Origin of the sequence: Nitrososphaera viennensis EN76 (genome assembly GCF_000698785.1) — an archaeon.
In the GTDB taxonomy this organism is placed as follows: Archaea; Thermoproteota; Nitrososphaeria; order Nitrososphaerales; family Nitrososphaeraceae; genus Nitrososphaera; species Nitrososphaera viennensis.
In genome coordinates this window covers 1,029,318-1,052,805 of the sequence record NZ_CP007536.1, presented here as the reverse complement: position 1 = coordinate 1,052,805, position 23,488 = coordinate 1,029,318, and the positions used below count along the sequence as shown (strand labels likewise).

Annotated in this window: 27 protein-coding genes; 9 read left to right on the top strand and 18 right to left on the bottom strand. The window is 52.1% G+C overall.

Translation table 11 applies throughout. The annotated features are described in order from the left end of the window. Positions 1-18: 18 nt before the first annotated feature. Positions 19-465, bottom strand: coding sequence for an NUDIX domain-containing protein (locus tag NVIE_RS06010; protein WP_227717498.1), 447 nt, complete (start codon positions 463-465; stop codon positions 19-21). Positions 466-637: 172 nt separating this feature from the next. On the opposite strand from NVIE_RS06010, the gene NVIE_RS16065 reads away from it, so the two are divergent. Beyond that, entirely contained in the window at positions 638-766 is a 129-nt protein-coding gene (locus tag NVIE_RS16065) for a hypothetical protein (RefSeq protein WP_258914178.1), read from the top strand. A gap of 23 nt (positions 767-789) precedes the next feature. Here the strand turns inward: NVIE_RS16065 and NVIE_RS06005 are convergent, their stop codons facing one another. Together NVIE_RS06005 and NVIE_RS06000 are read right to left on the bottom strand one after the other, a co-directional pair. Further along, on the bottom strand, positions 790-1,746 hold the full coding sequence (locus NVIE_RS06005; RefSeq protein ID WP_075054474.1) for an SPL family radical SAM protein: 957 nt from the start codon (positions 1,744-1,746) through the stop codon (positions 790-792). A 66-nt stretch (positions 1,747-1,812) separates the two neighbouring features. Further along, positions 1,813-2,889, bottom strand: a complete 1,077-nt coding sequence (locus tag NVIE_RS06000) for a hypothetical protein (RefSeq protein WP_075054473.1) — start codon at positions 2,887-2,889, stop codon at positions 1,813-1,815. Between the two features lie 126 nt (positions 2,890-3,015). Between NVIE_RS06000 and NVIE_RS05995 the strand changes: the two genes are divergently transcribed. Both NVIE_RS05995 and NVIE_RS05990 read left to right on the top strand, forming a co-directional pair. Continuing rightward, positions 3,016-3,597 (top strand): transthyretin-like family protein, encoded by a 582-nt coding sequence (locus NVIE_RS05995; protein ID WP_075054472.1) that lies wholly within the window; start codon positions 3,016-3,018, stop codon positions 3,595-3,597. 1 nt (position 3,598) lies between these two features. Then, positions 3,599-6,133, top strand: coding sequence for a GMC family oxidoreductase N-terminal domain-containing protein (locus tag NVIE_RS05990; RefSeq protein WP_075054471.1), 2,535 nt, complete (start codon positions 3,599-3,601; stop codon positions 6,131-6,133). A gap of 18 nt (positions 6,134-6,151) precedes the next feature. On the opposite strand, the gene NVIE_RS05985 is transcribed toward NVIE_RS05990, so the two are convergent. Next, the gene (locus tag NVIE_RS05985; protein WP_075054470.1) at positions 6,152-6,937 is read right to left on the bottom strand and encodes a hypothetical protein; all 786 of its coding nucleotides are present in this window, start codon (positions 6,935-6,937) and stop codon (positions 6,152-6,154) included. Positions 6,938-7,119: 182 nt separating this feature from the next. Here NVIE_RS05985 and NVIE_RS05980 point away from each other — a divergent pair, with 182 nt between their 5' ends. After that, positions 7,120-8,001 carry an NAD(P)-dependent oxidoreductase gene (locus tag NVIE_RS05980; RefSeq protein WP_084790658.1) on the top strand — a complete coding sequence of 294 codons (882 nt, stop codon included), beginning with the start codon at positions 7,120-7,122 and terminating at the stop codon, positions 7,999-8,001. Between the two features lies 1 nt (position 8,002). After that, positions 8,003-8,725, top strand: coding sequence for a PAC2 family protein (locus NVIE_RS05975; RefSeq protein WP_075054468.1), 723 nt, complete (start codon positions 8,003-8,005; stop codon positions 8,723-8,725). Between the two features lie 8 nt (positions 8,726-8,733). Here NVIE_RS05975 and NVIE_RS05970 read toward each other — a convergent pair whose 3' ends face one another. From NVIE_RS05970 to NVIE_RS05950, 5 genes are all read right to left on the bottom strand, one after another. Beyond that, positions 8,734-9,093 carry a methionine--tRNA ligase gene (locus tag NVIE_RS05970; protein WP_075054467.1) on the bottom strand — a complete coding sequence of 120 codons (360 nt, stop codon included), beginning with the start codon at positions 9,091-9,093 and terminating at the stop codon, positions 8,734-8,736. Positions 9,094-9,148: 55 nt separating this feature from the next. Further along, positions 9,149-9,946: an SDR family oxidoreductase gene (locus NVIE_RS05965; RefSeq protein ID WP_227717541.1), complete on the bottom strand. Its 798-nt coding sequence runs from the start codon at positions 9,944-9,946 to the stop codon at positions 9,149-9,151. Positions 9,947-9,983: 37 nt separating this feature from the next. Continuing rightward, positions 9,984-10,850, bottom strand: a complete 867-nt coding sequence (locus NVIE_RS05960; RefSeq protein WP_084790656.1) for an NAD(P)H-hydrate dehydratase — start codon at positions 10,848-10,850, stop codon at positions 9,984-9,986. Positions 10,851-10,892: 42 nt separating this feature from the next. Next, positions 10,893-12,311, bottom strand: coding sequence for a cation diffusion facilitator family transporter (locus NVIE_RS05955; RefSeq protein WP_084790655.1), 1,419 nt, complete (start codon positions 12,309-12,311; stop codon positions 10,893-10,895). An 84-nt stretch (positions 12,312-12,395) separates the two neighbouring features. Next, positions 12,396-13,301 carry a transcription initiation factor IIB gene (locus NVIE_RS05950; protein ID WP_075054465.1) on the bottom strand — a complete coding sequence of 302 codons (906 nt, stop codon included), beginning with the start codon at positions 13,299-13,301 and terminating at the stop codon, positions 12,396-12,398. A 329-nt stretch (positions 13,302-13,630) separates the two neighbouring features. On the opposite strand from NVIE_RS05950, the gene NVIE_RS05945 reads away from it, so the two are divergent. Continuing rightward, positions 13,631-14,368, top strand: a complete 738-nt coding sequence (locus NVIE_RS05945; protein WP_158435116.1) for a thermonuclease family protein — start codon at positions 13,631-13,633, stop codon at positions 14,366-14,368. Here the strand turns inward: NVIE_RS05945 and NVIE_RS05940 are convergent. Next, the gene (locus tag NVIE_RS05940) at positions 14,365-14,778 is read right to left on the bottom strand and encodes a cyclophilin-like fold protein (protein ID WP_075054463.1); all 414 of its coding nucleotides are present in this window, start codon (positions 14,776-14,778) and stop codon (positions 14,365-14,367) included. The two genes, NVIE_RS05945 and NVIE_RS05940, sit on opposite strands and share 4 nt — an antisense overlap. Next, on the bottom strand, positions 14,775-15,284 hold the full coding sequence (locus tag NVIE_RS05935) for a hypothetical protein (RefSeq protein WP_075054462.1): 510 nt from the start codon (positions 15,282-15,284) through the stop codon (positions 14,775-14,777). Before NVIE_RS05935 ends, NVIE_RS05940 begins: the two co-directional genes overlap by 4 nt. Positions 15,285-15,387: 103 nt before the next feature. Between NVIE_RS05935 and NVIE_RS05930 the strand changes: the two genes are divergently transcribed. The 3 genes from NVIE_RS05930 to NVIE_RS05920 are packed head-to-tail and all read left to right on the top strand — an operon-like array spanning position 15,388 to position 17,730. Further along, positions 15,388-16,029 carry a translin family protein gene (locus NVIE_RS05930; protein WP_075054461.1) on the top strand — a complete coding sequence of 214 codons (642 nt, stop codon included), beginning with the start codon at positions 15,388-15,390 and terminating at the stop codon, positions 16,027-16,029. A 34-nt stretch (positions 16,030-16,063) separates the two neighbouring features. Beyond that, a complete protein-coding gene (locus NVIE_RS05925; protein WP_227717496.1) occupies positions 16,064-16,417 on the top strand; it encodes a twin-arginine translocase TatA/TatE family subunit in 354 nt (117 codons plus the stop codon). A 59-nt stretch (positions 16,418-16,476) separates the two neighbouring features. Next, on the top strand, positions 16,477-17,730 hold the full coding sequence (locus tag NVIE_RS05920; RefSeq protein ID WP_075054460.1) for a Glu/Leu/Phe/Val family dehydrogenase: 1,254 nt from the start codon (positions 16,477-16,479) through the stop codon (positions 17,728-17,730). A gap of 200 nt (positions 17,731-17,930) precedes the next feature. Here NVIE_RS05920 and NVIE_RS05915 read toward each other — a convergent pair whose 3' ends face one another. The 7 genes from NVIE_RS05915 to NVIE_RS05885 all read right to left on the bottom strand — a co-directional run bounded on the left by NVIE_RS05915 (position 17,931) and on the right by NVIE_RS05885 (position 23,386). Continuing rightward, positions 17,931-18,764, bottom strand: coding sequence for an HAD hydrolase family protein (locus NVIE_RS05915; RefSeq protein WP_075054459.1), 834 nt, complete (start codon positions 18,762-18,764; stop codon positions 17,931-17,933). After that, the gene (locus NVIE_RS05910) at positions 18,764-19,075 is read right to left on the bottom strand and encodes a DUF190 domain-containing protein (RefSeq protein WP_075054458.1); all 312 of its coding nucleotides are present in this window, start codon (positions 19,073-19,075) and stop codon (positions 18,764-18,766) included. Before NVIE_RS05910 ends, NVIE_RS05915 begins: the two co-directional genes overlap by 1 nt. A gap of 435 nt (positions 19,076-19,510) precedes the next feature. Further along, the gene (locus NVIE_RS05905; RefSeq protein WP_227717540.1) at positions 19,511-20,599 is read right to left on the bottom strand and encodes a beta-propeller fold lactonase family protein; all 1,089 of its coding nucleotides are present in this window, start codon (positions 20,597-20,599) and stop codon (positions 19,511-19,513) included. Positions 20,600-20,677: 78 nt separating this feature from the next. Then, the gene (locus tag NVIE_RS05900; RefSeq protein ID WP_075054456.1) at positions 20,678-21,853 is read right to left on the bottom strand and encodes a hypothetical protein; all 1,176 of its coding nucleotides are present in this window, start codon (positions 21,851-21,853) and stop codon (positions 20,678-20,680) included. A gap of 92 nt (positions 21,854-21,945) precedes the next feature. Next, positions 21,946-22,209 (bottom strand): winged helix-turn-helix transcriptional regulator, encoded by a 264-nt coding sequence (locus NVIE_RS16280; RefSeq protein ID WP_075054455.1) that lies wholly within the window; start codon positions 22,207-22,209, stop codon positions 21,946-21,948. 262 nt (positions 22,210-22,471) lie between these two features. Continuing rightward, a complete protein-coding gene (locus NVIE_RS05890; RefSeq protein ID WP_075054454.1) occupies positions 22,472-22,783 on the bottom strand; it encodes a DUF190 domain-containing protein in 312 nt (103 codons plus the stop codon). Positions 22,784-22,942: 159 nt separating this feature from the next. After that, positions 22,943-23,386 carry an Lrp/AsnC family transcriptional regulator gene (locus tag NVIE_RS05885; protein WP_075054453.1) on the bottom strand — a complete coding sequence of 148 codons (444 nt, stop codon included), beginning with the start codon at positions 23,384-23,386 and terminating at the stop codon, positions 22,943-22,945. Positions 23,387-23,488: the final 102 nt, after the last annotated feature.

The following is a 23,488-nucleotide window of genomic DNA, read 5'->3' as shown; positions in this document are numbered from 1 at the left end:
CTTTAATAATTTCGATCATCAACTGTGTCTGCGCTTTGTCGACCAGTATGTGCCAGCGCTCCCCTTCCACTGGCGATAATCTGCAAGTATCTGCGCATGGTCAAATGCCGCCTTTTCAATGCCTGCAAGCTCTACCCATTCAAGGCTTGCCGCGTCGTCCTGCGCCTTTTCCCTGCCGCCTATTATTATTGCCACAAACACCACCGTCATGGTGTGCATCCTCGGGTCCCTGCGCGGGTCAGAGTAGACGCCAAGGATGTCTATTGGCTCTACTTCAAGCGAAGTCTCTTCAAGCACTTCGCGCTTCATCGCGTCCTCGACGGTCTCGCCCTCGTTTACAAATCCTCCTGGCAGCGCAAGCATGCCCTTGAACGGGTCCTTTTTCCTCCTTACCATTAGGACCTTGGAGCCTTTTTGCAGTATGGCGTCTACTGTGGGCGTGGGATTGCGATGGCTCATCTGCATCTCTGGAGGGTTTTCCGGCGCTATTAATGGTTGCATGTATCACAGTAATTTCAATAGATCATAGCTTTACTTGTAGAAATGCTATTTGTCATTAGAAATATGGAAAAATACAATTCTTATTCTTTCATAGTGCCAAAATCTTTTAAAGAACGGCTGCGATTATACAGGACATATGTCGCTGTTCGAGCTCGAACTTGAGGCACCGGCACCACTGACGATATGCCCCAAGTGCGGAAGACAGGTGCGCATCGACGGCCACTGTGAATGCGAGGCAATCTTCCTGACAAAGCCGCGCAAGTGAGCCTAACGGCTGGGCCGTGCAGCCTAGTCGCTAGAGGTTTCTGTGAATGAAAGCATAGTGGTCTGGCCTGCACACGACCTGTCAATGTCCTGTGGCCGCACGTGATCAGGAAAGTCTGGGCAGAGGCCCCGCGACTCTATCTTCTTGTAGAGCCTGTCTGTCACCTTTTTTCCGTATTCCTTGTTGCAGGCAATATACGGCTTGGCAAGCGGCTCTTTGATTTCATAGATCTGGCGGTAGCGCCTCTCGCCGTCAGGAATTCCAAGCAGCCGGAGGGCCAGCTTCATGCGGTCCCAGATGTCCTCGCGCATGCGGAGCATCGCGCCAAAGACGTATTTCACGCCTGCTTCCTTGCAGCAGTCCACAACCGCGTCGAGCTCCTCGTCGGTGTCGGTGACAAGGGGCATTATCGGGTCGACGTTTACGCCGCATGGCACGCCGGCGTCCGTGAACTTTTTGATGACTGCAAATATCCGCTCTGCCGGGGGCGTGCCAGGCTCCACCACGCGCCTTATCCTCTCGTTTGCAGTCGTTATCGACCAGACGACAAAGCAGTTGTGGGCGTACCTGCGGTGCAGCTCAAGGTCGCGCTCTATGATTGCGGATTTTGTAAAGACATAGTACGGCACGTTATACTTTTGCAGCACCTGCACGCACCTCCTTGTCAGGCCGTACTTCAGCTCTGCCGGCTGGTAGGCGTCGGTTGCCGAGGCGACCATCACTGGGTTTATGGTGCTTCCCTTCCATGACTGGAGCTCCTTCTCGAGAACCTCCGGCGCGTTGCTCTTGGCATAGACCTTGTCATAGAATTCGGGCGACCATTCGTAGGTAGCGTAGCAGTAGGCGCACCGGTGCTGGCAGCCCTGGTACGGGTTTATGGTCATGCCCGTGTATCCCCTGACTGCAAAGGGGTGGATTATCGACTTGGCCTGCTTGGCCTCGTACCTGGGAGCTGAAATGTCATACCATAGCCCTGACATGTTGGCACATGCAAATGCAAATGCATGCCTAATAAAACAAAAGACACCTAAAGGGGAGGGGGTCGGTCAGCCAAATAATACGGAATGGAACTGCTTGTCAAGCTCGCTTCTGGACTTGGTGCCAAGCACAACCGGAGACTTTGCGACCCAAGGTACGTACTCCCATTTCCACATCTGTGCATTGTTGTCATGCCCTGCCATGGCGTGGTTGGAAGTGTTGATGAACACGACTGGATGGTTCTGGCCTGCAAAATAGTACCCCACCCTGTGCATTTCCGGCGAGGTGTCAAGGTGGATGGTGTCGTAGGTAAGGCCATAATCGCCGCTGTAGATGCCCTGAAAGATGAAATAGTCTTTGTCCTGCCTGTCCCTGACAAAATGGATTCGGAAGGTCTCGATGTCTATCGACCTTCCATACAGGAGCTTGCGGAGCCACCTGTACAGGCCATCGGCAAAGGCGAACTTGCGCAATTGCTCGTTGTTAAAGACAAGCGAGACCTCTACGTCTACAGTCTCGCCATCAATTGTAGTAGCAGCGGCGCAGTGCACCTCGCGCAAAAAGTTGTCAAGCGAGTCCACCGCAGGCTGGTAGATCACCGGCACGACACTGTCGATCTCCTCTACTCTTGCCATGAACACGTTGCCTGCAGATATTCCAGACTGCGCGAAAGTCATTATCTTCTCGTAGAGGCGCCAGGTCCTACTGGACTTTATGTCTTCGCCGTGCCTTGTCCACTCCCAGATCTCCGCACCACCTCCAAGTCTTAGCACCCAGCGGTCGTGCGGCGTCCTGCGCACAGACTCTGGAATATGCTTTCTAGCTGACGACGCCAGGCTGTAGTTCCTGTCAAGCACCGGCTCTTGTACAGATCCGGGGTCAATGTCGAGCATCAGCATGAACCTGAGCTGCACCGGGATGTTTCCCATGTACTGGCTGTTCTTTGACGTCTTGCTCCTCACGACCAGCCTCTCCATGCCGTCTGATCTGCCGACGACGCCGACAGTGCAATTGTCCCAGTCAAGCTTGATTGCTGGCTTTTTCTCAAGCCACTCAAAGATGCGCTTTTTTCCCACCTGCCTTACCTGGTATTCCTTTGTCCAGTGCGAGAACCATACGCGCTCGTCGTCTTGTTCTTCAGGCATCGCTCTGTCAGGTAGCGGCGACTTGCTAATAATGGTTAACGGCTACAATAGAATCCTGCTATAGAAGATTTTCTCTGGAGTGCCCTTTATGAGAAACTTTAAGTAATCTGCCCAGATACGGCAGCCATGGCCACCACCATCTACACCATCACCGGAAGGGCTAGAGATGCAGGCGGCAAGCCCGTTGCAGACCTGCTCGTCGAGGCGTTTGACAGCGACATGGGATCGGCAGACGATTTCCTCGGGAGCGCGCTTACGAACAAGCTTGGCAATTTCCGGATCAAATTTTCTGACACGTCATTCAAAGGCAAGTATGAAATACTAGAGCGCGAGCCTGACGTCTACCTTGTCATAAGCGACGAGTATGGCGTGGTAAAGAAAAGGACAGAAACAAGGAGCAATGCCAGGAACCTGAAATTTGATGTCAGGATAACCGCCGACGATGATGACCTCCCTTACCATGACCCGTACGTCAACGCGTCGCAGCGCATGCTTGCGCTCTTTGCGGCCGCAGGCGACGGGGTTGATCCTGCGCTGATAGACCCTGCCTGGACTGCCACGCTCATGATGAGGTCGATTACAAGCTACATGCACTACGCCGACCCCAAGATAGCTAGGCTGTACGGCTACCCTGGCCCGCAGGTCATTGCAAGGCCCAAAGAGTTTCCAAAGCACAGCCACGTCATTTCCTGGAGGCGCACGAAATAAAATGACGACCGGCAGCGGCATGATATACGGCCTTGAAAAGATCCGCGACAGGCGGGAGAGCTACACTGTTGTCACGCATGACATTATAGAGAACGCGGATGTCTGCGTCATAGGCTCGGGCGCGGCAGGCGCGATAATCGCAAGCAAGCTGGCGCAGGACGGGAAATCCGTCGTGCTCATTGAAAAGGGCGGCTACTATGACGCCGAGGACATGAACCAGCGCGAGATCGAGATGATCCCGCTCCTGTGGAAGAACGGCGGGGCCACGTTTACCGACAACCTGCGTATGCTGGTCGTGCAGGGCCAGTGCCTTGGCGGCTCGACCGTGATAAACGACGCCGTGTGCTTTCGCACGCCGCAGGTGACGCGGGAGCAGTGGCGCGGCATGGGCGCAAACATACCTGACGAAAGATGGGATGCCGCCATAGAAGAAGTATGGAAGGCCATCCACGCAAGCAAGGTCCAGGACTTTGAACTGAACGACAACAACAGGATGCTAAGGCGAGCCTGCGAGGCCAAAGGGTACAAGGCCGGCAACAACGACAGGAACTGCCGCAGCTGCATGCAGTGCGGCATGTGCCACATCGGCTGCCACTATGAAACCAAGCAGGACATGCTTGTCACATACATACGCAAGGCGGTGCGCGGAACTGGCATCAGGATCTACTGCGACTGCTCTGCAGAGCGGATAACCTACAGAAGCGGAGTTGCAGACGGGGCCGAGGGAGACTTTGTCGACAGGGCCACAGGCCAGGTAAAGTTCAAGATCAGGGTAAACGCCAAGGCCGTGGTGGTCTCTGCCGGCACGATTGCGTCGTCGCAGATATTGCTCAAAAATGCCATTGCGCCTGACAGGGCGGGCAGGGGGCTGACGTTCCATCCTGCGTCGTTTCTGCTCGGCAGGTTCCAGAAGGCGATAAACGCGTACGACGGCATTCCGATGGCTTACACGTGCCACGAGTTTGGAGTCACAAACGGCGTCAGGGACGGCGGCTTTTTGATAGAGAGCATATTCCTGCCAGTGCTGCAGTTCTCCCTTGGCGTGCCATCGTTCTACGAGAGCCACTCTCTACTCATGGACGACTTTGTCAATTATGCAATGGCCGGCGTGATGGTGCGCGACGAGCCTGCAGGGACAGTCTCGCTGACTGCCGCCGGCAACCCGAAGGTGCACTACGAGCCGGCGCCTCGCGTGATCCAGGATTTTGCAAAGGGCCTGCGCGTCCTTGCAGAGATGTGGTTTGACGCAGGCGCAATAGAGGTCATTGGCGGCCACAGGGACTTTTTCAGGCTCTCAAGCAGGGCAGACATTGACAAGCTCATCCACGCCGTTGAGAAAAATCCTGACGGGCTGCAGCTTGCCTCTGCGCACCCCCAAGGAGGCAACAGGATGGGAGACGACCCCGCCACGTGCGTCGTGGATTCAAACTGCAGGGTGCACGGCTTTAGCAACCTGTTCGTGTGCGACGCAAGCGTCTTTCCGACGGCAGTCGGAGTCAACCCGCAGGTCACGGTGATGGCCCTTGCCACGATGACTGCCGACTACATCAGCAAGAACTGGAAATCATCATTTTCCAAGATGCCTCTGTCTGCAAGCGAGGGAGAATGCTGCTCGCTTGCACAGCCGATGTACTGCTCGGCCGCAAGGCTTGAGGCCATGTTTGCACGCGAAAAGAACAGGATGCCGATTGAAACCATGATAAATGCTGCAGACGAGGAGCCCAGCCCGTCCAGCTGGTCGTTTGACAAGGACTCGCTTACCATACACAATGACAACCACTGGAAGGGGTTCTTCCCGGTTGACCAAGACGTGGCAACAATGTCGATAAAGTATTTTGGCGGCTTTTGGAAGCGCTTTTTCAAAAATAAGGACGGCAAGATTGCTGGCATTACGCACCCGTACGACGCGCCAGTATTTGCAGACAACGTGCCTGAATTTCTGGACCACCCACGCTATGGCAAAGTCGTGCATCTGAAATACACCGGCGCAGAGTTTGCCATGTTCTACGACCTCTTGAAGTTAGTGGACAAGGACACGATACTTGGAAAAGCGTTCTTTGGAGTGCCGCCTGAAGGCCAGCAGATGCTTGTCTTTTGCATGTCAAGAAAGTACGGCGTGGAATTTATGACAGAAAAGGATCATGAAAAGATCTTTTCCGAGCACGGGCGCGCTCCCGCTGCTGATGAGGTGCTAGGCAGGTGGACTGGCAGGCTTGTCTCGGACAGCGCGCTCACGCCGCGCGTCCAGACCTTCACGTACTCTAAAGACGGCTCTGGCACGCTTCAGATGCAGTACGTGTTTGGCAACCTTCTGAGCGGCATATCGCGGGTGTCGCTTACCAGCGAGCAGATGTACATGTACGACTATACTAATTGGCACGACGAGGTAAGGATCGTCACGGAAGACTTGATGGTCGGCAAGTGGTGCTCGCCTGCCGGCCAGTTCCCGCTTGACTTTGGGCCGAGCTTTTTGAGCGTGGAACAGGTGCCAGAAGGCCAGAGATTCTGCCTGCGCTTTATACTCAGGCGCAGGTGATGATATATATCCTATCTATCATTCTTTTGCGTACACTGTCTTGGAATCTTCAAGCACGACATAGTCATGCGACTCCATCGCCCTGCTTGTGCGCTCGATGCCAACGCGCAGGTCGCAGGCGCACACGAGGGCCGCGTCCTTGAATCTTGAAGCAGTGGTTTCCTCCAAATTGTTTTCCAAAAGCCAGGTGCTGTCCCTTGCAAGCCTCAGCCTTCCTGCGCCAAGTGCAGACGTCCACTCTGACACCTTCTCGTCAAGGCTTGCGCCAGCGACCTTTTCCTGCAGCTCGTGCCATGTGATGGAAGGTGCAGACGCAAGCGCGGCAGGCTCTGACAGTATTGCGCCCTTTGCCTGGCGCCCTCCTGCAACTGGGTCAAAGAAAGCGCCAAGCATCCTGTCGCGGAACTGGACGCTCCTGTACAGGAGCAGCACGTGCTCGCCTGCTGAAACATTGCGCATAAAGACGTAGGATTCGTCCCTCCTCATCGCGTCGAGCACCTCGTTTGGGCCCATGTCCGTTGCCTGCACGTTCTTTGCAAGCTCTTCGTCAAAGCGCTTCAGGATGATGTCGGCGCCGCTGCCAAGCGCTGACCATAACGCTTTTTCAAACTCCTTGTAGTTTGACAAAAGCTCTCTTTCCTGCATGCCTGCAAGGGTCGACATGTGGAAAAGGAGCGCCCTGATGGACGACTCGCCAAGGACTGTAAGCGAGCTCATTGCCGCAGAGGCCACCGCCTTTTCCTGCATTTTCAGTGGCTTGTAACCCCTCTCGTCCAAAAGGCGCGGCATATCCATCTTGATCATTCCATCCCTCTACAATATGTAGCCATAAATGGAGATAAACGTATATATGTACTGGAAACTGCAAGATCAAGAAGCAATTACTTTGTTATAGAACAAAGCTCATTGATTTAACCTTTTTTCTCATAGGTTAAAAATAGACCATCGTGTATAGTTTTTTATTGGCGCATGAGGGGAGAAATGGCGTGAAGGTTGGCATCGCCGGACTTGGCCTGATGGGCTCTGGCATTGCAAAGCGCTTGATAAGCACCGGCCACGATGTCTGGGTCTATAACCGGGACAGGTCCAAGACGGGCCCGTTTTCAAAGGATGCCCGGGTGGCTGCAAGCCCCATTGAACTTGCCTCAAACTGCGATCTTGTGATAACCATTGTGACAAACTTTGACGCAGTCAGGGAAGTGTTTTTCGGCGACGCAGGCATCGCCAAGTCCAAGGATGCACCGGCAATAATCGCAGACGCCAGCACCATCTCGCCAGAGCAGTCTGCGTACTGCGCGCAGGAGCTGCGCAAGGGTGGCATCGAAATGCTTGGCATGCCCGTAATGGGCGGGCCTGCAGCTGCCGAGGCAGGCGAGCTTGTGCCCATGGTTGCCGGGAACAGGCAGGCGTTTGAAAAGGCAAGGCCGGTGATGGAAAAGATGGGCAAGCACGTGTTTTACATCTCTGAAAAGGACGGTGCCGCAAACGCGGTGAAACTTGCCCTCAACCTCAACATCGCGCTAATTGCAACGGCAGTCTCGGAAGGCATCACGCTTGTAAAGGGCTCTGGCATCGACCCTGCGGTGTTTGTGCAGGTGCTAAACAGCACATACTTCAAGACCGGCCTGTCAGAGAAAAAAGGGCCGCTCATGGTGGCAAACGACTATGAGCCCTCTTTTCACCTGAAGAACATGCTAAAAGACCTAGAGCTTGCAAATGACACGGCGCAGGCACACGGCATCACGCTTCCAACCGCCGCGCTCGTACAGCAGATGTTCCGGGCGGCAAACAACAGCGGGTACTCTGAGATGGATTATACCGCAATCTGCGCCTTTCTTGCCAAGATAAACGGGATGGAAGGAAAATAAAATGGTAAAGCTTTCCGTGCTGAAAGACGTACAGGCAGGCGAGTTTACCGCGTTTGCGTCGCTTCCGGACATGGGGCGCGTCGGCGGGCTCGTGTCGTCCTTTCTTGCGCAGCACCTAAAGTGCGAGCAGGTTGCCGAGGTCGTGGCAAGCGACAAGCCGTGGGTGTCGTACTCTAACGGCGTGGTAAAAAGCGCAAGCGACACTTACAAGGTATTTTATGACAGGGCGCACAAACTGCTGGTGTTCACGGGCGAGTCGCAGCCGCAGGACCCTGGGCAACTATACGCGCTGTGCAATGCCTTTTTAGACTATGCGCAAAAAATCGGCACGGTAAAAAAGCTGTACGGCGCCGGCGGCTACCTCCGCGAGCAACTGACGGGCGCGCCGAGGGTATGCGGAGTGGTCAACAGGTCGGAACTGAAAAAGGCGCTGGCAAAGGCCGGCATAGACCTAGTCGGAAGCGAAATCTCTAGCATCACGTGGTTTAACGGGGTGATCCTCGGCCTTGCCGCAGAGCGGGGCATCGACGCAATCGGCCTGTTTGGCGAGATAGCGGAAACCACTGTCCCGCAGCCGCTTGCGGCAAAGAGCATAGTGGCCGCGTTTTCAAAGCTGGAAAAGATCCCCCTTGACACCAAGCCACTTGACCAGCACTACGAGTCGATACTTGAGGAAATACAGAAAAAGAAAGAGCCAGGCAAGTTTGGGCCCGGGATAGGCTAGCTAGTTAGTCAGTGTATAGGCGCGCCAAGCGCCGCCTCTTCAACCGTGGTAAGGAAAACCGGCTTGCCTTCTGGACCGTCTGCCGCCAAGAGCATGCCGTTTGACGTCATTTCGCCAATTTTTCTGGGCGCAAGGTTGGTACATATCACGACGGTCCTGCCGACAAAATCCTCCGGCTTTATCCACAGAGCCGCGCCCACTGCGACCTCGCGCTTTTCTGTGCCAATGTCGACAATGGCCTTGAACACCTTTTTCATGCCGGGAATGGCCTCTGCGCTAATGACCTTGCCGATCTTTAGCTGCACCTTGATAAACTCGTCAAACGAGATGGTGTTGTTGTTATTATTATTGTGGCCTTGCTCGCTCATATGTGTACACTCTCTTTTTCAATAACAGGGGCTATTAAATTGCTAGCCGCAGCAGTTATCCAAGAACGCGCTTTGCTACAAGCGCATGTATGGTGTCGTCCGGCGCAATGCGCCTGAGCCGCACGCCTGCCTTTTCCCTTGCCGAGCCAAGCAGGTACCTGTATTTCGGCTTTGGAGACGACACCGCGTCGTATATGGCATCTGCAACTATTGATGCCGGCAGGCCGCGGGGCGTCTCCTGCAGGTACTTTTTGTACGCTCTTGCAAACCTGGAATTCTTTAACTGCGACACCTTTTCGTCTGTCACAAAATGTATGTTTGTCTCTATCACTCCTGGGTTTATGCTTGCGACCTTTATCCCTGTGTTCCACAGCTCCATACGCAGCGCCTCCGTGAACGCTTCAAGCGCGTGCTTGGTCGCGCAGTACATGCCTATGGTGGGAAGCGACACCATCCCTGCCATCGAGCTGACGTTTACAATCCTGCCTTCCTTCTGCGCAATCAGCGCCGGCAGGATCTTTTTCGTGACACCGACAAGCCCGAAAAAGTTGGTCTCAAACTGCGCCCTGACGCTTTCCATCGACAAATCCTCGATGGCGCCGGGCTCGACATAGCCGGCGTTGTTGACAAGGCCAAAGACGCCTGATTTGATTATCGGATCCAGCACCCGGTCAAACTTGTCGGGCTTTGTCACGTCAAACTCGACAGGGACAAAGAAGAAGTTTGCAAGCTCGCCAGCCATCTCTTGCAGTTTGTCATAACTCCTTGCAAGGCCATACACCCTGTATCCTGCACTTGCAAGCCGGTACGAAGCGGCCCTGCCGATGCCGCTTGACGCCCCGGTTACGATCACTGATTTCAAGCAAGGTGCTGTTGTATTATCCGCTATATTATTTGATTATCACGTCAAAGCGCTTCATGGCAACCGGCAGGTCTTCCAGCAAGTCCGCGGACGTCATGTGCAGGCCGACGCGGTTAAACGCAAGGTTGCCCGCAAGCCCGTTGAAATAGACTGCAAGGAGCGCCGCCTCAAAGGGCGGGACCTTGCACATTAGGCCCGCAGTAATGCCTGCAAGCACGTCGCCCGTGCCTCCGACCGTCATGGCACAGTTGTGCGTGCGGTTTATCCCGGTGCTCTTGCCATCAGAAACAATGTCGGTGGGCCCCTTGAGCAGGATTGTTATTCCATATTTTTTTGCGTTAGCGGTCACGTTTGCAATCCTTTCCTTTTCATCCTTGCCAGGATCTTCGCCAAACAATCGCTTGTACTCGCCTGCATGGGGAGTCACGACGGTGTTTGTGCTTGCAATCTCTGGCAGTATCTCCGGCACGAGCGCGGAAGCGTCAAGCAGGATTTTCGTCCCGCGCTCTTTGAGCTTTCTTACAAGCACGATTATCGCCTCCGGGCCGGCTATGCTCATTCCCATGCCTACGGCAGCCGCGTCGGACTTTTTTGGAAGCATTGCCGCAAGCCTGTTTGCCGCGCCCACAGTCAGCTTGTCGTCGGGAAGCGGAAGTGCAATCAGCGCCGGCGAAAAGCATCGCACCTCTGTGATTATCGAGCGGGGAACCGCGGTGTAGACGAGGTCCGTGCCTGCGCGCAGCGCCGCCATGCTGGTAAACACCGGTGCGCCGTGGTAGAACCTGCTGCCGCCGGCGACAAGCACCGTGCCGTTGTCGCCCTTTTTCGACGACGCCCTGCGCGGCGGTACAAGTTTCTTGGCAAGCGGCAGGTTTATGGTGATTACTGCGGCCACAAGAGCAAGCGAACAGGCCAAGATATAAAGGGATTCAGTCAGCTAGCCCGGCTCGGCATGTATCGTGACTATCGAGCCGGGATACTTGGCGCGTATCTGTTTCTCTATCTCTGTCACGAGCTCGTGCACCTGCTCTATCGTGGCTGGCCCGTCGGATGAAAAGCCAATGTCGACGTCTATCTTGAGCGTGTCCTCGTCGGTCCTAAACGTCGCTATCCTTCCAACCTTCTTGATATCGCCTGCCGCAAGAACGATCTGCCGTATGGAGTTCTGGATTTCGACGTCTGCAAGCGGCTGGACGCCGGCCACCGCCGGCATGAGGGGCTCCAGATGCACGGTCACGTTTTCCGCGCGCTTGACCTGACCCTTTATCGACTCTTCGACCGCGCTTGCTATTGCGTGCGCCTCGCTCAGGCTTGCTGACCTGTTGACCTGGATGTGGAGCGACACTTCCAGCCTGTCGGTGCCGTCGACCCTTGAAACGATGATGTTGTGGACGCCCTTTACCCCCGACACGCGTGCCGCCGCGCGCTCGATTATCGATTCAAGCGGCAGGTCGGGGCTGTATATCGGCTCAAAGTGCACGGTGACGCTTTCAACGGCGTCGCCTGTTTCTACAAGGCTTGACTCGATGTTGCGCTCTACCAGCGCGCTTATCTCGTGCGCCTTTTCAAAACTGATGTCCGCCTTTAGGCTTATCGTGACTTCTGCAAAGATCTCGCTTCCAACCCTTCTCATCTTGACGTCCTTGCAGTCAAGCACGCCTTCTGTGCCTGCGGCAGCCTGGCGGACCCTTGCCACCAGCCTCGGCGGGATGCTGTCTGTCAGCTCGAACGCGTTCTGGTACGCAAACCTGCTGCTGAGATAAGCAAGGAATATGCCCAGGACAATTGCGGCAATCGCGTCGCCCTGGTAAAAGCCGGTGGTGACAAGCCACAGGCCGACAAGGGCCACTGCGGTCGATGCAAAGTCAGCTATTGCGTGGTAGAGGTCGGCCTTGAGCGTGGCGGCGCTTATCCTGCGCATCGCCCTGCCAAGCACCGCCATCCTGAAAGCGTCGACTGCAAGCGTGTACACGACTGCTGCAAAGCCTATCACGCCGGGGTTGACCGATAGTGCGGCCGTGCCCCCGAATACGAGCCTTGCCACAGCCTCGTATATGAAAAATATTGAAACTACGAAGAGCGCGGTTCCGCCGATAAAGCCGCCTATCGTCTCTATCCTGCCGTGGCCATACGTGTGCTCCTTGTCGCGGGGCTTGGCGGCAAGGCTCACTGCGATTATCAGTATTGCAGTCACTACAGCGTCGAGCAGCGCGTGGGTGCTGTCTGCCAGGACAGCAAGGCTGTTTGTGATGATGCCTGCTGTAAACTCGAAGACAAAAACGGATGCTATTGCTACAAGCGAATAGCGCAGCGCATTTCTCTTGATGATGGAGGAAACGTCGGCAGACGCTGCCACGGTTGCACGATGTCTACTAAAAATTGCTATTTAGGTGTTTATCATTATTAACTAATATCAAAAAGGGGGAGGTAGCAGTAGAGTCTAATTCGCCAGCGAATCAAGCCGGCTCTTTAGATTCTTGTACCTATTTCTGACGGTCACTTCGGTGACCCCTGCGGCCTCGGCGATGTCCGTCTGGGTCCTGTTCTCGCCTGTCTCAAGCGACGCCATGTACAGCACTGATGCCGCAAGTCCCATAGGGTCCTTGCCGGCGGACATGCCGCTCTTTACGACATCATACATGATGTTCATAGCATGCCGCTTGGTCTTTTCGCTCAATCCCGACTTGCTTGCGACCCTTGCGATGCACTTCATCGGGTCTATCATCGGGATTTTCAGGTCCAGTTCAAGCACTACGAGCCTGTACATCCTTGCCAGGTCCTTGCGCTTGACGTTGCTGGTCTCGGCGATGTCTTTTAGCGTCCTTGACATGCCTGTCTCGCGTATCGCAATGTACAGCGCCGCTCCAAGGGTCGCGGATATGGTCCTGCCCCTTACGAGACCGCGCTCTTGCGCTTTTCTGTATATGTAAGCCGTCTTTTCCACCACGGCGTCGGACAGCGACAGCTTGTCTTTTAGCCTGTCCAGCTCCGAGAACGCCTGCCTGAGGTTCCTATCAGTCGGCGAGTGGGCCTGCGTGCGGAAATCCCACGCCCTCAGCCTGTCCATAGTTGACTTCATGACACCCTCTATCAGGCGCCCGCTTGCGTCCTTGTCCGTCCTTGCAATCACTGTAGACAGGCCCATGTCATGGCGTGCGAGGGAACTGGGGATTCCAGTCCTAGCCCTGTCGTCTGCCTCTTGAGAGGTAAACGCGCGCCATTCGGGCCGCATCTCTTGTATCTTGTCCGATATCACGAGCCCGCAGCTCCGGCAAATAATCTCGCCAGACTCTGGGTCTGTGACCGTCTTTTCGTGTTTGCATGGGGATACTAGCGATGTTTTCATTTTCTCTCTCTGAAAAGCAATATAGTATCGCGTTTGCAACTTATAAGGCCTGTGGAACTAAGTATAATTGTATTCGGGGTTTGTACTATTGAGAATTTTTAACAATTATTTTCTGATTAAGAAAAATTACACATTTTCTGCTCTAGATGGTAAAATATGGATTGTTGAAATACAAATGCTTGCAGCGTTTGCGCCCGTTACCGCGAGTCCGGGGTATCTATTACTGAAAATATTACAGCAATTCCGCAATATGAACCTACAATCTAATATAACTACACGGCCTTTCAAGAGCTGTGCTCAAGGCCCTCTTTTTGGTCGCTCTAGCTTTGGTGCCAATCCCCGCACTCGCTCAGACGGTTGATAATGATGACGTTACAATAAACAAGTTGCTGGTGGTGCCACAAGGTGGCCAGTTTGAGGCCGGAAGACAGATGTCGATACAGGTGGACATTACTTCAAGCCGGCAGGACTCGATCTTGTACATTGTGCAGGTAAAGGACCAAGACGGCTATACAGACTATTTAGGGTGGGAGGAGGTCTCCTTTACAGGACAGCGCTCTTTTGAACTGCCGTGGACCCCGCAAAAAGAAGGGAGGTACATAATCCAGGTTTTCGTTTGGGACGGCCTGTCCACTCCGAAACCACTCTCCAAAGCCTCTGCCGGTTTTCTCGACGTCGCCGGCGTTTCCTCGGTAGCCCGTTGCGTCGGCGCCGCTGTATGCTTTTCTGGCACGGTCACGAGAATAACGGACGGCGACACAATCCGGGTCAACAATATTGCAATCCGGCTTGCGCTCGTAAACACGCCCGAAAGAGGGGAGCCTGGCTACAAGGAAGCGACGGACTTTACGGCGGCATTGTGCCCCGTCGGCTCGACTGCGCTTGTGGACGAGGATGACGGGCAGCAGGCGGGAAGCTATGGCAGGATGGTGGCAAAGGTGTTTTGTGGCGACAAGATGCTAAACGCCGAGCTTTTGGAATCAGGGCACGCCGTGGCGTCCACGAATTTCTGCGATGAAAGCGAGTTTGCCTCAGAGCCGTGGGCCCACAAGTACGGCTGCCGCTAGCGCAGGATCGCAGGCACGCGCTTTGCTACGTGCGCCTCTTCTACCCTGCGCAGGAAATCCTGGATGTCTGGCGGCCTTGACTTTATCCTGCCGACAATGTTGACTGGCGAGTATGGCACTATCGTGCCGCGCGCCTTGCTTATTGGCGTAGGTCCGTAAAAGAAGCACAGCGCGCTGCCTTTAGGCCAGTACGCGACGTCAAACAGGCACACCTCTGGTTTTGCGTTTTCCTTTGCAACCTTTACCGGCGTCGCCTCTGAATACAGCTCGTCGCCCCACCTTTCGATCGTCATGGTCAGGGGCAGGCTGCCGATAATCGCCTTGACCGTCCGGGGCGACTGCGCGCCATCAAGCTCGATCTCTGCCTTTTCGCCTATCGCTGGAAATTCAAGAAATGCTGCTGTCTTCATTTCATTGCACCGTTGTTTTTGTGAAACGGCATGGGGAGGTCGGGCAGGTTCAGCTCCACGGTCTTGCCGTCAAGCATCGCAAACGTCCTGCCGTCGTACGTGCACTTTACTATGGGAAGCGGCCTCATGCTCGAAAGCGCGTCTGCGACCTTGTAGTATTCTACGAGCCTGCGCTGCTCGTACACTGTCGCGTTCTTGCGCCGGAACCTCTTCTTGCTCATGAACTTGAATGCAAAGACGATGTGGCGGGTGGGATAGATGGCAAACATGTCCGTGACTACCATGCACCTTTCGATCTGGTCCTGCGGCACGTACAGGATGTCGCTTGTGCCGGACTTGGCCTCGATGGTGAGCAGTATGCCCTGTATGTTGTTTACCGCCACAATGTCCGGCAGGCCGGTCGATGACCCGCCGAGGCGGCGCGCGTGCCACCCTTTGAGCGCGTTAAAGCGCTCAACAAGCCCGTGCTCAAAGGCATAGCCCCTGCTCCGGCGAAGGTTGCCCAACTAACTAAGTCCGCCTAGCGGTTATCTGTCCCGTCTATAAAAATTGTAGTCGCTGCCATCGTCGCAAGTCTTTTATCCAAACCTGTCGCGCTAGACAGCGTATATGCCAGTTGTTAGCATTCAGGGCTCGCTTGAAGCCATCAACAGGGACCTAAAGGACGTGCAGGAGCGCCGCGAAAAACTGATCAAGGGAACACGCGACGCGGTGATGCTATGCAGCAAGTCGATAATCGCGATGCACCACGGGCAGCTTGGCGAGGCGGCCGAAATGATGGGCCAGGCAAAGGCCATGCTTGCCGAGTTTCGCGTCCACGCCGGCGACGACCTCTACCGGTACATCGCATTGGCGGAACAGGAGCTGGTGGAGGCGTACGTGCTGCGGGCGGTGATGGAAGGGCAGTCGCAGCAGCTCCCGTCAATGGCCGACCTTGAAGTATCGGGCCCGTCGTACCTCACCGGGCTTTTGGACTGCGTCGGTGAGATAAAGAGGCTGGTGTACGACCGCATGCGATCCGGCAACGAGAAGGACGCCGAGAGCTTGTTTGCCGTGATGGAGGATATTTACGGCGCAGTCTACCCCTTTGCAGTGTACGACAACATCGTGGCCGGCCTGCGCAAAAAGCTTGACGTGGCAAGGATGCTTATCGAGGACATCCGGGCAGTCGTCACGGAGGAAAAGAGGCGCAAGGCGATGGTCGACGCCATAGGCGGCCTTGAAAAGAGGCTGCTGGGCGGAAATATTTAATTCCAGTTCATATTCAGTCTACACATAGAGAGATATGCCGTTTTCCGGCCTGCTCATGATGAACATAGCGGGATCAGAATGGATAATCATAATCCTTGTTGCGCTTATACTCATCTTTGGTGCAAAGCGCCTGCCGCAGGTCTCGCGCACATTCGGAAAGGCGGTTGGCGAGTACGAAAAGGCCCGCCAGCAGTTCAGGCAAGAGATGCAGGGTGCTGCCGAGCAGGCAAGGAGGGACGCCGGCATAAATAAGATCCCGAGGATAACCCGCCCCGTTGCAACAGAGCGGGAAAAGCTGGAGATGATAGCAGCCTCGCTTGGCATCGACTTCGCCGGCAAGAGCGACGAGGAGCTCAAATTGCTCATCTCTCAGCGCATGAATGTATAATAGGCCTGGCCTTAGGCAAAACCTTAGGCTTAAATACGCTATTTTGTTAGATTGGAGGCATGTCCCAGCCGATCAACCCTTTTGAGATGGCACTCAAGCAGCTTGACGAAGTGGCAAAACTGATAAAGCTCGACAAGGGCATGCACCAGGTCCTGGCGCACCCAAAGCGTGTCCTTACAGTCTCTATCCCGGTCAAGATGGACTCTGGCGAGATCAAGGTTTTCACCGGTTTTAGGTCGCAGCACAACGACGCCCGCGGCCCGTACAAGGGCGGAATCCGCTACCACCCTCAGGTCACGGTCGACGAAGTGAAGGCACTTTCGATGTGGATGACCTGGAAGTGCGCAATTGCCGACATCCCGTACGGCGGAGGCAAGGGCGGAATCATCTGCAACCCAAAGGAGATGTCAAAGGGCGAGCTTGAAAGGATGACCCGGCGCTATGCCTACGGCATCGCCGACATCATAGGCCCGCACACGGATATCCCCGCTCCTGACGTCTACACTGGCGGCAACGAGATGGCCTGGATAATGGACACCTACTCGGCGCTAAAGGGCAACTATGTGCAGCCCGAAGTCATCACCGGCAAGCCGATCCCGATTGGCGGCTCGCTTGGCAGGAACGAGGCGACCGGCAGGGGGTTGTCCTTTACGGTGAGGGAAGCGGCAAAGAAGCTCAAGATAAACATGAAAAACGCCACCGTTGCTGTGCAGGGCTTTGGCAACGCCGGCCAGTTTGCGTCGCAGCTCGTAGAGGAGCAGGGAGCGACCGTGATTGCAGCATCGGACTCGAAGGGCGGCGTCTACAACAAGGCCGGCATGTCCGTGCAGGCGCTCCGCAAGCACAAGGAAAAGACGGGCTCTGTCGTCGGGTTTTCCGGCGCAAAATCAATAAGCAACGAGGACTTGCTGGAGACCGACTGCACTATCCTGATACCTGCCGCGCTTGAAAACCAGATAAACGCCAAGAACGCCAAGAACGTCAAGGCCAAGATCGTGGCCGAGGCTGCAAACGGGCCAACGACTCCTGATGCCGACGACGTTCTCTACAAGAACCAGGCGCTTGTGATACCCGACATCCTGGCAAACGGGGGCGGTGTCACGGTCTCGTACTTTGAGTGGCTGCAGAACCTCCGGCGCGAGTACTGGTCGGAGGCCGAAGTTAACCAGAAACTTGACAAGAACATTACAAAGGCGTTCCTCGACATCTACCACACACACGAGGAATACAGCGTCAACATGCGCAAGGCCTCGATGGTCCTGGCAGTCAACAGGGTCGTCGAAGCGATCAAGATCCGCGGCCTCTGGCCGTAACCCTCTCTCTTTCTCTTTCTGTCTCTGCGCGTAGGGAAGGGCAGAGGGGAGGGGGCGTGCTTCCAGTGGAAACTACTCCGCGCACAATAGTTCTTTTATTATATATGCTATTCCGCGGCTGGTAGGTGGAATCGCTCAAGGTTCTATCCAGTCTTTGCTGACGCTCAATAACCATGAGCAAACAACCGCCGACAACTTGACTACAATGCCTCTGAAAATACCAGGTCATTTCTTAGCAGGCGCTGCAGAAATGATGCAAGCATGTCCTGTTCTAGAACAAAGTCGCATTCCAATCTAGGTTTTAGTCGCGGGTCTGACCTGATTCCAATAGGGATGTCAGCCAGCCGGAATGCAGGGTTGTCATTTTCAGAATCCCCAAGATACATGATCTGGCCTTCGCCCTTCATCTTTATCTCTGAAAGGACATGCTTAAAGCCGGTGCCTTTGTCGCATTTCGTAGCATAGATATCGATGAATGGATGCGACGAGTAAGTCTCTAGATACACGGGCCTGAAGGATTTGTTGTTGTATTTTGAGACGATCTTCCGTACATAGGATTCTATGGCATCCCGCGGTTCATCCCAGTCCTTCTTTTTCCTCCAGTCGACTGTGACGCCGGCAAGCAAATCGTCGCTGGTTCGCTTTTTTTCAGCCGTCACAAATGGGAACTCTGACTGGACAATTTGCGATATGGAATCAAGCTTGCGCGCATTTTCTCGAAGCCTTGCTCTATTGATGGATAGCCTGCGCTTTTCAATCTCTGGCAGAATGTCATTATTGTTGCGCCTTTTGACCACCAGGGTCTCAATTCCCATGATGCAGGAGAACACGGTTGCAAATGGCGCCCTGTTGACTAGAAAGTGTGAATCTTTGCTCGAGATTATGCAGACCGGGATATATCCTGAGAGAGTCCACAGGGTCTCTCCCAGAGGGCTTGGTATGAACGACGTTCCGTCATCACTAGATCGCAAGTTTGCGGCAGGGCACAGCGTACCATCATAGTCTGCAAATATTGCCCGGATTTTTCTGCTCATTATATGATGCCAACCTCCTGCAAAGTGACCAGACCATTGTCGCCAACTATCTGCCTTATCTCGATCAGCAAGGGCTCTAGTCTTTCCTTTTCATCTATCGCTTCTATGACAAGGGGGCAGTCAAACGTTATCCCTTCAACTTTTCTCACCGCTTTTCTTCGCTTGCCAAAACCGTCGACTCCTACCCAGACTGTGGCGCCCCAAACCCTGTTGGCCCTGAGAAAATCGAGCAGAATCTCTTCAATACTATTTCCGCGCAGCTGGTCGCTCTTCTTTATTCTTATTATCAGGCGCCATGCCCTTAGTTCCAATGTATGTGTGTGCTCACCAATCCTTCTTTTTTCTACTGGTAGTAGTAGGCATTATCCGCGCCTCTCTTCAAAAGGGCAGTTTTGGCCTGCGCCAGGGCTAATGCCATAGCCTGTATTATTTGTTGTAGCAGTATCCGCGGCTATAAAGCTTTATTGGTTTCATACACTGGTAATTCTTAGGCGGATTTGCTAGGCTTTCCTTCGTAATATCACTGGCGACCCGCCGAAGAGTTTCCAGTGTAGAGTTACAGTTTTTGGTAACTTGGCGTCGGCTGGACTTGAGCATCTCATCCATTGAGCAAACGACAAGTTGATCAGCAGTACATCTTGGTAAATTTGTAATTATTGAATTGGTGGTTAGCCCAATCGCGTTCTACCAAGATATCGACATTATAGTAGGTTCGGACACACGCGCATGTGTTCTTCGATTATCTCTTAGTCAGGATACATTCCTATTGGAATGACTGTCATTATGTTATCATGCTTGCCGTCTACTACTGAAAGATTGTTAAAGAAATAGCTTGGCACATAGATCTTGTTTGTGACTGGATTGACAGCTACGTTCCAGGCAAATAGTTTCCGAATCTCATCCACTTTGCTTCCAGTATCGCCACCATCTATGACATATACGGTGGCAGTTATTCCATTAGCGACATAGATCTTATTTGCAAGAGGATTAACTGCTATTCCTTCAACACCAAAATCTAATTTGATTGGCTTGCCTATGACTGTGTTACTATTACCATCAATCACAGAGACGGTGCCATCTATATAGTTAGTAACATAGATTCTGTTTGTATCTGGGTTGACAGCTATTCCAGAAGGATTCACCCCAACCTGTATGCTTGCAATCTTTGCATTGTTGCTTCCATCTATGACAGTTACCGTACCGTTTTGCCATTTGTCATTTATTTTATTATAGTGGTGTATCACATAGATTCTGTTTGTATCTGGGTTGACAGCTATTCCAGAAGGATTCACCCCAACCTGTATGCTTGCAATCTTTGCATTGTTGCTTCCATCTATGACAGTTACCGTACCGTTTTGTTCTATGTTGTTAACAATGTGATGTTCTGTAACATAGATTCTGTTTGTATCTGGGTTGACAGATATTTGTGAATATGCGCCAACCTGTATGCTTGCAATCTTTGCATTGTTGCTTCCATCTATGACAGTTACCGTACCGTTTTGTTCTATGTTGTTAACAATGTGATGTTCTGTAACATAGATTCTGTTTGTATCTGGGTTGACAGCTAACTTTAAAGGCAAACCACTAGCCTGTATGCTTGCAATCTTTGCATTGTCGTTTCCGTCTACTACAGATACAGTATTGCTGACTTCATTTGCTAGATAAATCCGGTTTGTATTCGGATTGACGGCTGCAAAAACAGTACCGTTATCTTGAGAGATGAATGTATTATTATCAATCTGATTAGCCACAACAACATGGTTTGGGTCATTTGATGTGTAAGATGATGACATAAACATGGTAAGGCCGATACCGCTGATGAAAGATGCTGCCACTGCCAAGATTATTAAAAGGTGTAATTGTTTCATAACAATCACAAGTAAAAAAAGGGGGTATTAGATATATCAATATATCTAATTAGACCAAACATCAGCAGTTCCGTCTATGAAAAATGTCCAAGGTGTGGTTTGGCTATAGCCTGGTATAGAACAATTCTGGGTTTTCTGAATATAACCGGTGCCAGTTAATGAATCTACACATTGGTAATTATTTACACTATACCCCTGGACTGTGACGGTAAACGTTACATTATGTGAACTCTGATAGTTGTTTTGGTCATATGCGACAGCGTATACTGACATGCTTGATCCTTGAGCGTGTTTTCCATTGCTGTCAAAGTGAAGACTGACAGGTCCAGTTGTTCCGCTAGTATATTGAACAATAGGACAAGACATACCGTCTAGGCAACCATTTGATGGTGTAAACTGGTAGAAGAAGTATGTAGTGTAGTGCGTAGTCAATGCATAAGCATTGTGTGATTCATACATTTTGTCCAGATAGGAAACTAGAATGTATACATAATCTAGTATGTTGCCACTAAAGTTTGTATTTGCAGTATTGGCATTGTTATCTGTTTCACCGAATGAACAATTCACATCTAACTGGCAAAATGATAGAAATGACACATTTCCCCAATAATCCTTGTCTTGAGCATAGAGTTCATATGGTACAACGCCATTTTTAGCGGCGTCATCATATGCACCTATGACTTGACTTACAAGTGGAGCATATTTGTCATATTCCATATCCTGTAGTCTTTTGTCTATTTCTGATACAGTAGATGGCACTGCGTATTTAGATATTAGCCAATCATGTAATCGCTTAACTGGTTCATCTGCAGAGTATGTATGAGTTATTCTCTGCTTTGACACAATCAATGCTAAAACTTCTTGACCATAATCCTTTTTGTGAATCATGGTGTGGAAGTTATGTATCACTGTGAGGTCTTTTGCTATGGCATCATTCATAACGTTGTTCAGAGATGGGTTATTTTTGAGAGTATCCGTATACCACTGCGTGTTATTCTCTAATGTATAAAATTCATCCTCCGTGTATTGATCTTTCCAATCACTCCAATTTCTTTTTAGTATCTTGTCATCAGGGATTGTATTGCTGGTTGCAAGTGCTTGATTACCTGAATCGTTTACTTTTGTGGTCAGAGATATCACCGCAGGCAGCGAGTATGCCGCCAGCAAAAGAAGCAGTGACATCATTACCCCGTTTATGGCATTCGGTACACGATTTGCCATGGTACGACATGCCATAGATATGAACTAATAAGCTTCGCTAACATTTTTGTATAATAATTGTACAGGATTGTACTCTAGATAGACGCAAACGTCTATCTTATGTTGTTTTGATTGAGCATCATGGTAAATTCTCGGCCATTTTTAGTCAGCGTTACAACCACTCTACAAGAATCAAGCTTGAGCTCAATGATGCCTTTTTGTCCTAGCCAATCAAGATGATTCAAAAACCTGCTATAATTTAGCCCCGCCTTCTGGCACAAGTCGGTCCTTGTGATTGTAGGGTTCTCCAAGAGAATTCTCAAGATCTTTGATATTACTCTTAAACTCGGATAGAAGTTTCTTCTATCTCTTTTCACAGATATATAGAAATATAACTTTTATTTACCCATTTTGGCAAACCTATCTCCTGTTTATACAGCATCAGGATAGATCACTTTTTCAGTGCTTGTTGACATGCGACTGATTTCCTACACTGGTAGCTCTTCCGCGGGTCGCCAGTGATATTACGAAGGAAAGCCTAGCAAATCCGCCTAAGAATTACCAGTGTATGGTTTCGGGCAGCGCTAGCTTGTCGGCTCATCCCGGCCTGAAAAAATATTGCGCAAATACTTTTTTCTTCTAAAAAACCAGTACTTCTTCAAGCGTAACTAGGCCGTGGTCTCCTACCATTCGCCCGATTTGCGGGAGCAAGGGCTCCAGCTTTGGCCGCTCTTCTACAACCTCGATCAAAAGTGGATAGTCAATCCTGATTCCTTCCAGGTGGATTCTCGACCTGCCATGCTTGCCAAAGCCGTCAGCTCCCGCCCAGACTGTGGCCCCGCTGATTCCAGCTTTGATCAGAAAATCTATGAGCGCGTTGTGCAGCGGCTTTCCGTGCAATGTGTCATGTTTCTTTATCCTTATCACGAGCCTCCACATTTTCACTTTCATGGCTGCTTCACCAAACTAAAGCCATACACGGTAGTTAACAGGGAAGAATTATTTCAAAATGTTGTCCAGAAAATGCAATTTCACTCTGTGATCTCAAGTGCACTGCAGAAAGCCGAGAAATCCGGCTTTGCATATATTCACACACACATAATGCGCTAACTAGCTTTCGACAAACCTGAAATCCTCTTTTACCGTTATCAGCACCACGTGGGTGTTTGTCCTTTCGACGTATGGCAGGGAAAGATCCTTTTTCACAAAGTTGCTGAGCTCCTTTCTGTTCTTGAACTTGGCAATGACTGTCATGTCAGTCAGGCCCGTTATGTCATAGACCGCGCAGACGTTTGGGAACCGGGCTATCTGTTTCTCGATCTCGATTATCTTGCCCTTGGCCGCAGTTATGTCGATTATGGCAGTTAGGTCGTAGCCCAGCTTTTCGTGGTCGAGCATGGCAGAGTAGGACTTGACCACGCCTTCCTTTTGCAGCTTTTCCACCCTTGCCAGCACCGTCGGAGGCGAGACGCCAATCTCCTCTGCTATCCTGCGGTAGGACATCCTGGCGTCAGCCAGCAGCTTTTCGAGTATCTTTACATCCGTTTTGTCCATATGGCCGTCATGCATGCATTGATTTACAAATATAAAGTATTTTCTGATTTAGGATTGCATATTTTAACAATAATCGTGAGTGGCCTTATATTGTACAAGCGC

Excerpts from the sequence above, each read along its gene's own strand:
- NVIE_RS06010 (WP_227717498.1), bottom strand. The coding sequence starts at position 465 with ATGCAGATGAGCCATCGCAATCCCACGCCCACAGTAGACGCCATACTG.
- NVIE_RS16065 (WP_258914178.1), top strand. The coding sequence starts at position 638 with ATGTCGCTGTTCGAGCTCGAACTTGAGGCACCGGCACCACTGACGATA.
- NVIE_RS06005 (WP_075054474.1), bottom strand. The coding sequence starts at position 1,746 with ATGTCAGGGCTATGGTATGACATTTCAGCTCCCAGGTACGAGGCCAAG.
- NVIE_RS06000 (WP_075054473.1), bottom strand. The coding sequence starts at position 2,889 with ATGCCTGAAGAACAAGACGACGAGCGCGTATGGTTCTCGCACTGGACA.
- NVIE_RS05995 (WP_075054472.1), top strand. The coding sequence starts at position 3,016 with ATGGCCACCACCATCTACACCATCACCGGAAGGGCTAGAGATGCAGGC.
- NVIE_RS05990 (WP_075054471.1), top strand. The coding sequence starts at position 3,599 with ATGACGACCGGCAGCGGCATGATATACGGCCTTGAAAAGATCCGCGAC.
- NVIE_RS05985 (WP_075054470.1), bottom strand. The coding sequence starts at position 6,937 with ATGATCAAGATGGATATGCCGCGCCTTTTGGACGAGAGGGGTTACAAG.
- NVIE_RS05975 (WP_075054468.1), top strand. The coding sequence starts at position 8,003 with ATGGTAAAGCTTTCCGTGCTGAAAGACGTACAGGCAGGCGAGTTTACC.
- NVIE_RS05970 (WP_075054467.1), bottom strand. The coding sequence starts at position 9,093 with ATGAGCGAGCAAGGCCACAATAATAATAACAACAACACCATCTCGTTT.
- NVIE_RS05950 (WP_075054465.1), bottom strand. The coding sequence starts at position 13,301 with ATGAAAACATCGCTAGTATCCCCATGCAAACACGAAAAGACGGTCACA.
- NVIE_RS05940 (WP_075054463.1), bottom strand. The coding sequence starts at position 14,778 with ATGAAGACAGCAGCATTTCTTGAATTTCCAGCGATAGGCGAAAAGGCA.
- NVIE_RS05930 (WP_075054461.1), top strand. The coding sequence starts at position 15,388 with ATGCCAGTTGTTAGCATTCAGGGCTCGCTTGAAGCCATCAACAGGGAC.
- NVIE_RS05925 (WP_227717496.1), top strand. The coding sequence starts at position 16,064 with ATGCCGTTTTCCGGCCTGCTCATGATGAACATAGCGGGATCAGAATGG.
- NVIE_RS05920 (WP_075054460.1), top strand. The coding sequence starts at position 16,477 with ATGTCCCAGCCGATCAACCCTTTTGAGATGGCACTCAAGCAGCTTGAC.
- NVIE_RS05915 (WP_075054459.1), bottom strand. The coding sequence starts at position 18,764 with ATGAGCAGAAAAATCCGGGCAATATTTGCAGACTATGATGGTACGCTG.
- NVIE_RS05900 (WP_075054456.1), bottom strand. The coding sequence starts at position 21,853 with ATGGCAAATCGTGTACCGAATGCCATAAACGGGGTAATGATGTCACTG.
- NVIE_RS05890 (WP_075054454.1), bottom strand. The coding sequence starts at position 22,783 with ATGAAAGTGAAAATGTGGAGGCTCGTGATAAGGATAAAGAAACATGAC.
- NVIE_RS05885 (WP_075054453.1), bottom strand. The coding sequence starts at position 23,386 with ATGGACAAAACGGATGTAAAGATACTCGAAAAGCTGCTGGCTGACGCC.